This window comes from Streptomyces phaeofaciens (assembly GCF_014648915.1).
Classification (GTDB): Bacteria; Actinomycetota; Actinomycetes; order Streptomycetales; family Streptomycetaceae; genus Streptomyces; species Streptomyces phaeofaciens.
This window is the reverse complement of record NZ_BMSA01000024.1, coordinates 29766-42939: the sequence shown is the minus strand read 5'-3', so window position 1 is coordinate 42939 and position 13174 is coordinate 29766. Positions and strand designations below refer to the sequence as shown.

The window sequence follows — 13174 nt, the reverse complement described above, 5'->3', positions numbered from 1 at the left end:
CCGGGCCCGAACGGGCGAGGAAGCGAGGTGCGCAGATGCCCCCGAGAACGGCGGAGGAACGCCAGCGCGCGATCGTGCACGCCGCACGCGCCACCGGCTCGGTGGACGTCGCCGTGCTCGCCGCCGAACTGGGCGTGGCCCGGGAGACCGTACGACGGGATCTGCGCGCCCTGGAGGACCACGGCCTGGTGCGCCGCACGCACGGCGGCGCCTACCCCGTGGAGAGCGCCGGTTTCGAGACCACGCTCGCCTTCCGCGCCACCAGCCACGTCCCCGAGAAACGCCGGATCGCCGCCGCGGCCGCCGGACTGCTCGGGGACGCCGAGACGGTCTTCGTCGACGAGGGCTTCACCCCGCAGCTCATCGCCGAGGCACTGCCCGCCGGCCGGCCGCTGACCGTGGTCACCGCGTCCCTGCCCGTGGCGGGCGCGCTCGCCGGCGCCGAGAACGTCTCCGTGCTGCTCCTCGGCGGCCGGGTCCGCTCCGGAACCCTGGCCACGGTCGACCACTGGACGACGAAGATGCTGGCCGGCTTCGTCGTCGACCTCGCCTACATCGGCGCCAACGGCATCTCCCGCGAACACGGCCTGACCACGCCCGACCCGGCCGTGGGCGAGGTGAAGGCGCAGGCCGTACGGGCCTCCCGGCGGGTGGTCTTCGCGGGCGTGCACACCAAGTTCGGCGCGGTCAGCTTCTGCCGGTTCGCCGACATCGGCGCGCTGGAGGCGATCGTGACCAGCACCCTGCTCCCCTCGGCCGAGGCCCACCGCTACTCCCTGCTCGGACCCCAGGTCATCCGCGTCTGACCGCCCCGGCGCCGGCCCTTACCCACGCCCGCCCCATTCGGGCGCAGGTAAGGGAACGGCAAAGTGGTCTCGTTCGTTCACCCGGCATGACAGCTATGACCCCCGGCTCGAACATCCCTCTCCCCGTCACCCGCGTGACGGTGGACGTCTCCGCCCCCGTGCGGCTCGACGTTTCGGGCCTGCTGCTCACCGCCGACGGCAAGGTGCGCTCCGACGACGACTTCATCTTCTACAACCAGCCCGCCGGCCCCGGCGTGACGTACCGCTCCGGCGGCGGTACGGCGCCGGACGCGATCACCGTCGACACGGCCGCGGTCCCCGCGGGCATCGAGAAGATCGTCGTCACCGCGAGCCCGGACGCCGCGGGTCAGTCCTTCCAGGGCGTCGAACCGACGGCCACCATCCGCGGCGCCGACGACAACAGCGTCCTGGCCACCTTCACACCCCCGCAGCTCGGCGCCGAGACCGCCCTGGTGGTCGTGGAGATCTACCTGCGCAACGGCGCCTGGAAGGCCCGGGCGGTCGGCCAGGGCTACGCCAACGGCCTGGCCGGCATCGCGACGGACTTCGGGGTGACGGTGGAGGAGCCGGCCGCGCCCGCCGCTCCGGTGGCCGCCCCCGCGCCCGCGGCGCAGGCGGCGGCCCCGGCCGCCCCGCCGATGCCCCAGACGCCGCCCCCGCCCGCCCCCGGCACCGGGAAGATCAACCTGGACAAGGGCCGCGTCAGCCTCCAGAAGAACCAGACCGTGTCCCTCGTCAAGGGTGGCCGCCCGCTGCTGTCCCAGGTCAAGATGGGCCTCGGCTGGGAGCCCGCGTACGGCGGCCGGGACATCGACCTGGACGCGTCCGTCATCGCCTACGGTCCCCAGCGCAATCACATCGACAGCTGCTACTTCGGCAAGCTGTCCATCGTGGGCGGCGCGATCAAGCACTCCGGGGACAACCTCACCGGCGAGGGCGGGGGCGACGACGAGGTGATCGTCGTGGACCTCGGCCGTCTCCCGCAGGAGGTCAGCGGCCTGGTCTTCACCGTGAACTCCTTCTCCGGACAGAAGTTCACCGAGGTCGCCAAGGCCTACTGCCGTCTTCTCGACGCCACCACGGACGAGGAACTGGTCCGCTTCGACCTCACCGGCGCCGAACCCCAGACCGGCGTGATGATGGCCAAGCTGATCCGTCAGTTCTCGGGCGAATGGGAGATGACGGCGATGGGAGAGTTCGTCAAGGCCAGGACGGTCCGCAACATGGTGAAGCCGGCCGCGCAGGCGCTCTGACCACACCTCCGCCCGCCCCCGGGCACGCGTGCTCCGCAGCCACGGACCCCCGAGCTCCGTGGCTGCGGACCACCGAGCTCCGCAGCTGCGAGCCACCTTGGCAGCGCTAGGCCCGCAGTCCCTCCATCAGCAGTCCCACATACCGCCGGATCAGCGTCACGTCGCCCTGGCCCAGTTCCGACGCCGTGGCCACGCCGTGCGCCAGCCGCAGCACGTCGACGGCGTCGACATCGCCCCGCAGCACCCCCGTGCGCTGGGCCGCGTCGACCAGCCGTGCCGCCGCGCCCGTCATCCGGGTCCCGCACGCCGTCGCCGCCGCTCCGCCCCCGTCCGTCACGGCGGACCCCAGCAGCGACTTCATGCCCCGCACCTCGATCGTGCCGACGCACAGCTCGTCGAGCCACGCCACCAGTGCCTCGCCCGCCGGCAGCTCCGCCCTCAGGACGTCGGCCCGCGCGGCCAGCGCCTCGATCCGGTCGAGGTAGGCCGCCTCCAGCAGCGCCCGCCTGGTCGGAAAGTGCCGGTACAGGGTGCCGGAGCCGACCCCCGCCCGCTTGGCGATGTCGTCGAGGGAGGCGCCCTCCCCATGCTCGCCGAAGGCCTCGGCGGCAGCCGTCAGCAACCGCTCATAGTTGCGGCGGGCATCCGCGCGCATGGGCCTGACCTGCGTCATCCCGTCACTCCTTGCGAACCGGGGACGCTCGTCCCTGCGGGCTGTGCTGCCCGCATGCTCCACCAGTTCGCCCGGAGAAGCCAGATCTCGTCAACGGATCGCGATCTCCGGCTCAGATCACCGCGCTGTACGCGTTCAGCGCCGGCTGCCCGCCCAGGTGCGCGTACAGCACCGTGGACGCGGCGTCGATCTCACCTCGTGCGACCAGGTCGACGAGTCCGGCCATCGACTTCCCCTCGTAGACGGGGTCGGTGACCATGCCCTCGGTCCGGGCGGCGAGCCGCATCGCCTCCAGGGTGGTGTCGTCCGGGACGCCGTAGACACCCGCGTGGTAGCGCTCGTCCAGCTCGATGTCGTCGACCGTCAGCTCGCTCTCGACGCCGATGAGCCGGCCGGTACGGTCGGCGATGCGGGCGATCTGCTCCCGGGTCTCGGTGGGCTTCGCGGAGGCGTCGATGCCGATCACGCGCCGGGGCCGGCCGCCCGCCTCCTCCAGCGCCGCGAACCCGGCGACCATGCCGGCCTGCGTCGAACCGGTCACCGAGCACACGATCACGGTGTCGAAGAAGACGCCCAGTTCGCGCTCCTGCTCGACGACCTCGTACGCCCACCCGGCGAACCCGAGCCCGCCCAGCGGATGGTCGGAGGCCCCGGCGGGGATGGCGTACGGCTTGCCGCCCGACTCCTCGACCTCGCGCAGCGCCTGCTCCCAGCTCTCCTTGAACCCGATCCCGAACCCGGCCCGCACCAGCCGTACATCGGCGCCGGCGAGCCGGCTGATCAGGATGTTGCCGACCTTGTCGTACACGGAGTCGGGCCACTCCACCCAGCTCTCCTGCACCAGCACGCACTTCATCCCGGCGCGGGCGGCGACGGCGGCGACCTGGCGGGTGTGGTTGGACTGCACCCCGCCGATCGAGACGAGCGTGTCGCAGCCCTGCGCGAGCGCGTCGGCGACCAGGTACTCCAGCTTGCGGGTCTTGTTGCCGCCGTACGCGATCCCGGAGTTGCAGTCCTCCCGCTTGGCCCACAGGGCGGCGCCGCCGAGGTGCGCGGTGAGCCGCTGCATCGGGTGGACCGGCGAGGGGCCGAAGAGCAGGGGGTAGCGCTCGTACGAGGAGAGGGAGCGGGACATGGAGCCTCCTTGGCTCAGTCGGTGTCGGCCAGGTCGGCCAGGGTGCGCCAGATCTCCGCCGTGACCCGGACCGCCTCGTCCACGTCACCGCCGGCGCACGCCTCGATCAGCCGTCCGTGCAGCCCGGCCGAGCGACAGGTGCCGCCCTCGCCGAAGCGCCGTCGCTCCAGCCGCCGGATGAGAGGGGTGTAGCGGGCGATGGTGGCGGCGGCCGCGCGGTTGGCGGCGGCCCGGACGAGGACGTCGTGCAGTTCGTCGTCGGCGCGCAGGGCGGCGTCCACGTCCCCGGCGGCCACGGCCGCGGCGAACCGCTCGTTGGCCGCGCGCATCCCCTCGACGTCCGCCGCGAACAGCCGGGGCACCGCGGCCCGGGTGGCCAGCTCGTGCAGGGCGCCGACCACGGCCGCCGCGTCCCGTACGTCGGCGGCGACGACCGGCGTCACCCGTGTGTAGCTCTGCGGCTTGCTCTCCAGCAGCCCCTCGTCCACCAGCCGGGCGAACGCCTCCCGCACCGGCGCCCGGGACAGCCCGAGCCGCTCGGCGAGATCGGCGTCCCGCACCACGGCGCCGGGCTCGATCGCCCCGGTCACGATGGCGTCCCGGATCGCGGCATAGGCGCGGTCCCTGAGCAAGGTACGTGGCACGGCCTCCATGAACTGAAATGTTAGATGTCAGTTCGCTCCGCGGGCAAGGGTCCGGGCGCAGGCACGGGGAGGAGCGCAGGCACGGGGAGAGACAGGAGTACGTGCGGACACGCCGGTGGCCCGCACCCCCGTGAGGGTGCGGGCCACCGGCGGCGGGCCCGGATCGCGCGGGTTCAGGCGGCCGCGACCCACGGCCACCGCGTGTCGTCGGCGGCCTCCAGCAGCGGCACCATCCGGAACGCCGCGTCCGACAGCCCGCCGAACGTGTGCCGGTTCGCCTTCCCCGACGGGCCGTGCCCCGCCCGGTGACCGGCCAGGTTCCAGGTGTAGACCGGCACGTCCGCCGGGACCTGCTCGGTCGGGTCGCCGTGCGCGCTGAACGCGTACTGCTCGTCGGTGACGATCAGCACCCGGTCGTGCCGGCGGTAGTGCCGGCGCACCGCCTCGGTCGTGTCGGTGCCGCCCAGGTCGCCGAAGCGCTCCAGGACCTTCAGCACCGACTCGCCCTTGCCGAAGGCGATCGCGTTGCTGCCGGTACCGAACTCGACGAGGTCCGCGTCCGCCGCCCGCAGCGCGAGCGCCGTGCCGAAGATCGCCGCCGCGTCGGCGCGGTTCAGCTCCGAGCGGTCCGACAGCCGCGAGTAGAACATCGAGCCCGAGCGGTCGACGAGCACCAGCGTGCGGCCCGGCAGCGCGGGCACGTTGGCCAGCGAGTGGCCGAGCGCCCGCTCCAGCGGGTACGCCCAGCGCAGCGACGGCGCGTGCTGGTAGGCGGCGAGGTAGCGGAAGGGGAACTGCCGCGACCGTGCGACCTCGGCCGGGTCGCCGATCCGGGCCGCGACCCGCGCGGCGACCTCGTCCGAGACACCGGCCTCGTCGAAGTTGCGCAGGTTGCGGACGAGCGCCATCGGACCCATGGAGGGGATGACGGCCTCCCAGGCCGCCTTGTCCATCGGCCCCTGGAGCCAGCCCGCCAGCGTCTCCCAGGTCATCCCGGCCGCGGCGAGCCGCTCCGCGCCGCCGTCCGACGTCACGACCGCGCGCCGCTCCTGAACCGGCAGCTCCATCAGCTCGCGGTGCGCGCCGAGCACCCGGTCCGACGCGGGCGGCACGGCGGTCTCGGGGTGGTGCCGGCGGTCGAGCGCGTACCGGAACAGCTCGCCCTGCCACGGCTTGTCCGGATCCGGCGCCGCGTGCACCAGGTTGAGGATGTCGCCGAAGCGGTAGCCCTTGGACGCGGTGTCGTACTTCAGCAGCGACTTGCTGCTGTAGAGCCGTCGTACGGCGTCGGCGATCCCGCGCTTGACGGGCTTGGGGACGGCCCGGCCGTAGGTCGTGGTCCAGTAGCCGAGCAGTTCGCCGGGCTCGTCCGGCCGCTGGAGCACGGAGTCCACGACCTGCCGGTTCGACGGACCGTCGGTCGCGCCGGCCGCCAGCCGCGCGTGCACGTACTCGGCGGCGCCGACCAGTGCGGCACTGCGGAGGTTGCCCGGACCGCGCAGCCAGCCGAGCAGGCCGGCCGTCCAGGCCGGGTCGCCGACGGCGAGTTCGCGCACGAGCTTGGTGAAGCGGTCGTCACGGTCGGCACCGGACTCGTGGAAGGTCCGCTGGGAGACGAAGTTCGCGACCGCCAGCAGGAACAGTTCGGAGCGGGCGTCCCGCTCGTGACCGCGGCCGCCGAGAGCGGTGCGGAGCGTACGGCCGGTGGTCTTCACGGGCGAGAGATGACGTGCTTTTGTGATACGCGTATTGAAGCGTGCCATTTCTGAATTCCCCCGAATTCACTGTGATTACTGCTTTTCGAGGGGAGGCACAGCAAAGGGAGGGCGCCCGAGATCAGGAGTCGGCGACGGACTTAGCCAGATGCTCTACCGACTGAGCTACACCGACCCGAGGTCGATGACGGGACTCGAACCCGCGACCGTCCGATCCAATGAAGTAACCGTTGCCTGCGCACCGGGCACCCACCGCATGCTGCGCCTCCCGAGATCAATTCGGCTGCGGCGTCTGATTCTTGGGAAAAGAAGTAGCCGCTGCCTTCGCACCGGGAGGTGCGTTCACGAAGAAGACTCTACGGACGGGGCGGGGCGTTGCGCGAAGGGTTTTACAGGCGCCAAGCGGCGACGAGAAAGGATTCCGCGGATCGAAGTGCGGACGGAGCGAAGTCGCGAGCGGAGGAGTCGCGGGCCACGAGTTCTACGAGCGAGGCCAGTTGACCGACGTCGTACGCGTCGTGATACGCCATTCCGCTCGGGATCAGCCGGGCCACGACGTCGGGGTGCCACTCGGGGTCTGCGGACAGGGCCGTCAGGAGCCCTCGGCGGACGACGGGGTCGCATCCTGCCGCACCGAGGCCCGCCTCCGCCTCTTCCACGACCGCCGTATAGGCGCGACGCCGTTCATCGGGCGAGGAGAGTCCGGTCGCCGCGTGGGCGAGAGCGCCCAGGGCGGGCCCTCGTGCCTGCGGCAAGTCGATGTCGCGGCTGATCCGCAGGCCGCCGTCCCAGTCCTCGTCGGCGACCGTCAGGGCGATCGCGTGCAGGGCGCGGCACCCGGCGGCGTCCTCGGGATCCCGGCGGCGCATGTCGTCGGCGACGGAGACGGCCAGATCCCGGTCGGACTTCGCGACCGCGGGCGCAAGGTCGACGAGCAGCGCCTCCCGACGCGTGCCGAAGGCCGTGGCGAGCCGGTCCTCCGGCACATCGCGCAGCAGGTCGAGAGCGGCCCGCGGACGGGTGCCCGCGAGGACCCTCAACGCCATTTCGGCAGTCCACAGCCGCCAGCGGTCCTCCGAGGCCCTGGCGATCAGGCGCTGCCAGAACCCGGGCGGCGGATGCCCCTCGTACGCCATGAGGACCCGTTCCAGGGCACGCCCCGCCCCGGGGAGCCGTTCCTGGACGAAGTCGACGGTGCGCTCACGGTCCTGCGGGGGAAGCGAAGCGAGCAGCAGCCCCGCGGTCAGGAACGTCTGTCCGTCGTCCAGGTGGTGGCGGACGGTGTGCAGGAAGCCGTCCAGCGGGTGACGGAGACGGTCGTGCCAGCACAGGTACGCCTGCCGTACGGCCCGGGCCACGGCGGGCCAGGCCGGAACGTACACCGACGTGTCGACGAGGCGCGGGTCGAGACAGGCCCGGAGCAGCTCCCCGGCCTCGCGCGGCCCCGGCTCCGCCTCCCGTGAGAGCTGGGCGGCCGTCGCCGCGAGCACGGCGATCCCGGTGTGCGAGGCACGCGCGGCCACGTGGTCGGCGACCGCGGGGAGCCCGCCCCCTGCGGGTGGGTCGGGCAGATTCGTCCGTGCCCGGTGCGGTGGCAGGAAGTCGATCCGGCGCAGGAGCGCGGCGGACAGGTCGTCCTCGGCGGGAGCCGCACCGGCGAAGGCCGTGCTCAGCATCGTGTGTTCCTGCCGGTAGACGGCGCCGTCGGTGAGGGACGAGGTGAGCCGAAGCAGTTCCCGCGCGCGGTCGCCGTCGTCCCGGGGCAGCTTCGCGGCCAGCAGCCCGGCCATTGCGGCCCGTGTTCCGCTGAACCGGGCGTCGATGCGCGCCACCTTGCGCGTTCCTTCCGCGATCTGTGACGCGGGAAGGAATTGGGCCCAGGCACGCAGGGCTCCGGCGTCATGGGATTCCTCGGCCGTTCTCCACGCGCGCTCGGGATCGACGGGGCAGAGACGGCCGACGAGTGCCTCCAGGAACGCGCTGCGGTACGCGGAGGCGCCAGGTGTCGCCGCCGCCATGAGCCGGTCCGCCGTCTCCGGGACGAGAATCGCCAGCGCGGCGCCCAGACGACCGGCCACATGAGCGTCGGGACCCTTCCCGTCGTGCCCGTCGTCATCCACGTATGCGGCCCGGAGTGCCCGGAACACCACGGCCGCCCCGATCGACGCGGCCACCGGATCCCGGCGCAGCGGGGCGAGATCCAGGTCGGCCAGATCCCTGGCCCACCCGTCCGGGAGCCCTTCGCCGCCGCCGGCCGGTGCCGCGGCTGCCGGGGAGAGCCCCTCGTCGAGACGACGTGCTGCGGACGTCAGTTCCGGATCGTCGGGAGCATGGCTCAGGGCGGCCGCCAGAAGCAGGCGCACGGGATCGGCCGGCCCGTCCCGGTCCGCCGTCCACCGCGGAGCCAGGTGGGGAGGCAGCTGCCCGTCGAGCAGCAGCGTGTAGAGGATCCGGGTCCTGTTCCCGTCACCGGCGGGCAGCCGCCCCAGCAGCCGGACGGCCTCCGCCGGGTCCGACCTGGCCAGCATCTCGTACGCGGCGCCACGCGCGGTCAGGTACAGCTCGGGAGCGAGGTCCACCGCCCGTCGGGGATCCCATCGCGTCAGCCCCGCGGTCACCGCGTTCAGCAGCTCAGCCCGGCCGTCGGCGAGTTCCCTGGTCCGGTCGGCCAGCGCGGGCACGGCCGCGAGCTCCGTCCACACGTCTTCCGTCCGGTGGTCGGCGAGAAGGTGGTGACGGCAGGAACCGGACGCGGAGGCCAGAGCCTCCCCTACCATCGTCCACGCGTCCTCCGGATCCGACTGTGCGCGTACCGCCGCCGCCCGGAGCAGCAGGCGGGGTCTCTCCGAGGGCGGTGCGAGGGACATGACCGTCCGCACATCGGCCCATAGCCTCTCCCCGGCCAGCGCCGCGACCATCTGGTCGAAGCGGTCGCCGTGCTGTTCCGTGCGCGCCGTGAGGCTCAGACTCGCGACGGCGAGGTCTTCGTGTCCGGCCCTGACCAGCAAGGCCGGTGTGCCGACGCCGAGGAGTTCGAGCAGGGCACCGCGGATCCGGCGCGCGGTCCAGGACCAGAAGAACGCCCGTGGGACATCGGGTTCGGCGACGGCCACGGCGATCGGCACGTCGAGCGCTCGCAGCACCGCCGCGGCGGCGTCGGGCTCCTCGGCCAGCCGGGCCGCGTATCCGGGCACCACCAGCCGGTCGAAGTCCGCCGCTGTCCAGCCCGCCCGGCGTGCATGCCCGTAGAGGTGCCGGGTGCCGTAGCTGTCGAGGCTGCGCCACTGGGACCATCCCCTGGTCTGCTTGTCGTAGGCCCGCATGATGCGCTGCTCGGCCTCCTCCGGGTCGCACCACCACGTCGTGGCGCGGGCCGGGTCGACGAGGAACTCGCGGAACTGGGCGTGATGGAGCGAGTACCGCTGCCCTGGGGCGTGCGTCCCCTCGGGGGCGAGCAACGGGCCGATCCGCGCGAGCACGTGCACGGCGACCGAGGAGGGGATGTCGCCGAGGCGGACGAGTGTCGGCAGATCCAGGGGTTCCCGGGCGGCGACCAGTGCCGAGACGACCGGGTGGTAGCCGTCGAGCCAGCCCACCTTCCCGTCGCTGCCGACGATCTGGCGGAGGTAGCCGCTCTGGCTGCCGTCGAGGTCCGGCGGCACGTCTTCCAGGACGGCGACCACCAGGTCCGGTTCCGGCCGGCCGCGCGCCCGGACGGTCTCCACCAGCAGCCGTGCGTGCAGGAAGTTGCCGCCCGTACGCCCTTCGGCCAGGTCGAGCACAGGGCCGTCCCGGAGCCCCAGCTCGCTCACGAGAAAGGCTCGCACGTCCTTCGTCGTCTCGGCGCCCCCGGGCCCGTACGACAGGTCCCACCGCCGGACGTCCCGTTCCGGGAGGCGTCCGGCCACGGACTCCGGATAGCGGGTGGACACCAGCCAGCGCACCTGCGGAAGGCGGCTGCCCGTTCCCAGCACCAGGTCGGTCAGCTTCGTCCGTCCGTCGTACAGTTCGGCCTCGTCCAGCGCGTCCACGGCGATGAGCAGGGGCGGCAGGAGCCCCTCGGAGGACAGCTCGCGCAGGGGGCCCGTCACCGTGCGCTGCCAGGCGGCCTCGTCCGACGGGGCCTCGACCACGAGGGTCGCGATGTAGACTCCCGCGTTCACCCCGCCCGGCCCGACCTCATCGGTGATCCCCGTGCCCTGAACATGGGTCGTGGACCGCGGCCCGTCGAGGCCGACGAGCGCCTCGGTGAATCCGGCCACCTGGGAGGCCAGTTGAGTGGACAGGGAGCGGGCCGCCTCGACCGGGTTACGGGTGGACAGGTCGCCCGGCTCGCAGAAGTGTCCGGCCACCACCGGGGCTTCACGCGAGACCAGACGTGCCATGGCGGTGGTCTTGCCGGTTCCCACACCGCCGCCGAGCAGGAAATAGCGTTCACCGCCGTTTTCCCACCAGTCGGCGACCGCGCGGAAGAGCTCCTCACGGCCGGTGAAGTCCGCGGTGTCGTTCATCGCACGCCTCGCCGGAGGACTAACCGGAGATCTTCCCCGCGCGCACACCGTAGGACCCGGCTCCGGGGCCGACCTCCTTCGCCGTGGAGCGGCCCGTCACCCGCGCACCGTCGCCGATCTCGTCGGCGCGCACCCCGGCCTGCTCGCCGCGCACGATGTCGGCCTCGGCCTCACCGCGGACGAACGGCGTGCCGGACGGTGGGCGATCCGGCTCGCCCACGAAGGTGATCCGGCGGCCGGTGACGTTCTCCAGGAGCGCCCGCAGTCTCGCCGCCGCCAGCATCTGGTCCTCGTCGGCCGGATCGACGGTGTGCCCCGACTGGAGCAGGACCAGGCTCTCCGTGGACAGCAACTGGTCGAAGGTGTCCGCGTAGTCGTCGAGGACGGACGGGTCGTCCGGTACGACACGTACCTCCCCCAGGAACACGCCCTCCGGTGGTGTCCTCGTGGCCTCCGTGGCCTTGCGTGCCCGCCGGGCGCTGATCAGCTCCTGTGCCTGCTGGTACAGGAAGCGCACTCCCTCGGTCAGTGCCGTGGTGACGACACCGACGATCGCACCCTCGATCATGTGCACCTCCGCATGGCCTGCGTGAGGAGTCATGAACCCCCGTGTGATCCGGAACCGGCCGCCGTGCCCCCTGCCCGGCCCGGCCACGTCCACCTATCACTTCACTGTAGGCCCGACGGCCCGCCCCGGCATCCGCCCGGCGGGGATGCCGGAGGGGCGGTCGGCAGATGGTGGCGTGACGGACGGAGGGTCAGCAGCGCTTCTGACGCTTCCAGGGTCCGGTGATGGCCAGCATGATGCCCGGGGTCTGGATGTTGGCGTAGAGGGTGCGGCCGTCCTGGGAGAAGGTGACGCCGGTGAACTCGCTGAATTCCGGCTCCTCCTCGCTGCCGATGTTCAGGTCGTTGCGGGCGATGGGGTAGGTGCGGCCGCTGTCGGTGGCGCCGAACAGGTGCTGGACGCCCTCGCCGTCCTCGGCGATGACGAGGCCGCCGTAGGGGGAGACGGTGATGTTGTCGGGGCCGTCGAAGGCGCCGTCGGCGTCGGGGTCGGGGTTCACTCCGAGCAGCACCTTCAGGGTGAGGGTGCGGCGCTTGGGGTCGTAGAACCAGACCTGGCCGTCGTGCTGCTGCGGGCTCTCGGCGCGGGCGTACGAGGAGACGATGTAGGTGCCGCCGTCGCCCCACCACATGCCCTCCAGCTTGCGGGCGCGGGTGATCTCGCCGGCCGCGAACTGCTTGCGGACGGGGGTGGTGCGGGCGTCGCGGTCGGGGACGTCGATCCAGTCGACGCCGTACACCGTGCCGATCTTCGTGGCGCGGGAGAGGTCGTCGACGAACTGGCCGCCGGAGTCGTAGCACTTGGGCGCCTGGAGGACACCGGCGTCGTCGGCGAGGGCGCGGAACGCGCCGCGGCCGTACGCGAAGTCCTTCGGCGGGGTCCAGCGGAAGAGCAGGCCGTTGGGGGTCGCGGCGTCCTCGGTGAGGTAGGCGTGGCCGCGCTTGGGGTCGATGACGACGGCCTCGTGGTCGTACCGGCCGAAGAACTTCAGCGGCTTGGGGTTCTTGTTGGCGCGCCGGTCGGCCGGGTCGACCTCGAAGACATAACCGTGGTCCTTGGTCATGCCGTTGACGCCGGCCTTGTCGGAGTTCTCCTCGCAGGTGAGCCAGGTGCCCCAAGGGGTGCGGCCGCCCGCGCAGTTGGTGGAGGTGCCCGCGATGCCGACCCATTCGGCGACGCGGCCGTCGGGGCGCACCTCGACGACGGTGCAGCCACCGGCGGCGGCCGGGTCGTAGACCAGGCCCTCGGTGAGCGGGACGGGGTACGTCCAGTTGGCGCGCGGGCCCTTCAGCTCGTGGTTGTTGACGAGGAGGGTGGTTCCGCGCGGGCCGTCGAAGGTGGCGGTGCCGTCGTGGTTGGAGGGGGTGAACTCGCCCGACTCCAGCTTCGTCCGCCCGCTGTAGGTGATGATCTTGTACCGGAAGCCGGCGGGCAGGGCGAGGATGCCGTCCGGGTCGGGGACCAGCGGTCCGTAGCCGACCCCGCCGTGTGCGGCCGCCGACTTCTCGTCCGCCTCCTCGGCGCTCTCGGTGTCCGTGGACGCGAGAGCGTTCGGTGCGGTGGCGAGGGCGCCTACGCTGCCCGCCAGTGCGACGCCGGCACCGGTGAGCGCGGATCGTCTGGCGAAGTCCCTGCGGGTGAGCGACATGGTGTCTCCTGAGACGGTGGGTGTGCCGTGGAGGGTGGCGGGCCTCGGTTCGGCGACACCGTCCCGCCCATGCCTGAACGGGAGTTGAACGGGGGGCGGCTTCCGGGGACCCCATTCCGTGAATCCGTACGGCTTCGGCTGCCGGCCCCGGCCGTCCGCCCGGCGCGCACGCCGGTTCCGGGCGGGACGGTTCCGTGCGC

The 13174-nt window shown here is 72.5% G+C and carries 9 protein-coding genes; 2 read left to right on the top strand and 7 right to left on the bottom strand.

Translation table 11 applies throughout. From position 1 onward, the window contains the following. Positions 1 to 35: 35 nt before the first annotated feature. Together IE275_RS32810 and IE275_RS32805 are read left to right on the top strand one after the other, a co-directional pair. Complete coding sequence (locus tag IE275_RS32810; RefSeq protein WP_189715927.1) at positions 36 to 806, top strand: DeoR/GlpR family DNA-binding transcription regulator; 771 nt, start codon at positions 36 to 38, stop codon at positions 804 to 806. A gap of 95 nt (positions 807 to 901) precedes the next feature. Beyond that, on the top strand, positions 902 to 2080 hold the full coding sequence (locus IE275_RS32805) for a TerD family protein (protein WP_189716176.1): 1179 nt from the start codon (positions 902 to 904) through the stop codon (positions 2078 to 2080). Between the two features lie 106 nt (positions 2081 to 2186). Here the strand turns inward: IE275_RS32805 and IE275_RS32800 are convergent, their stop codons facing one another. The 7 genes from IE275_RS32800 to IE275_RS32770 form a co-directional block, all read right to left on the bottom strand. Beyond that, the gene (locus tag IE275_RS32800; protein WP_189715925.1) at positions 2187 to 2753 is read right to left on the bottom strand and encodes a TetR/AcrR family transcriptional regulator; all 567 of its coding nucleotides are present in this window, start codon (positions 2751 to 2753) and stop codon (positions 2187 to 2189) included. 112 nt (positions 2754 to 2865) lie between these two features. Beyond that, the gene (locus IE275_RS32795) at positions 2866 to 3888 is read right to left on the bottom strand and encodes a 1-aminocyclopropane-1-carboxylate deaminase (protein ID WP_189715923.1); all 1023 of its coding nucleotides are present in this window, start codon (positions 3886 to 3888) and stop codon (positions 2866 to 2868) included. A gap of 14 nt (positions 3889 to 3902) precedes the next feature. Next, positions 3903 to 4541: a GntR family transcriptional regulator gene (locus IE275_RS32790; RefSeq protein ID WP_189715921.1), complete on the bottom strand. Its 639-nt coding sequence runs from the start codon at positions 4539 to 4541 to the stop codon at positions 3903 to 3905. 164 nt (positions 4542 to 4705) lie between these two features. Continuing rightward, complete coding sequence (locus tag IE275_RS32785; protein WP_189715920.1) at positions 4706 to 6295, bottom strand: TROVE domain-containing protein; 1590 nt, start codon at positions 6293 to 6295, stop codon at positions 4706 to 4708. A 341-nt stretch (positions 6296 to 6636) separates the two neighbouring features. Further along, positions 6637 to 10758 carry a P-loop domain-containing protein gene (locus IE275_RS32780; RefSeq protein WP_189715919.1) on the bottom strand — a complete coding sequence of 1374 codons (4122 nt, stop codon included), beginning with the start codon at positions 10756 to 10758 and terminating at the stop codon, positions 6637 to 6639. A 19-nt stretch (positions 10759 to 10777) separates the two neighbouring features. Further along, positions 10778 to 11359, bottom strand: coding sequence for a hypothetical protein (locus IE275_RS32775; protein ID WP_189715918.1), 582 nt, complete (start codon positions 11357 to 11359; stop codon positions 10778 to 10780). 157 nt (positions 11360 to 11516) lie between these two features. Next, positions 11517 to 12974, bottom strand: coding sequence for an alkaline phosphatase PhoX (locus tag IE275_RS32770; RefSeq protein WP_189715917.1), 1458 nt, complete (start codon positions 12972 to 12974; stop codon positions 11517 to 11519). Between the last annotated feature and the right edge of the window lie 200 nt (positions 12975 to 13174).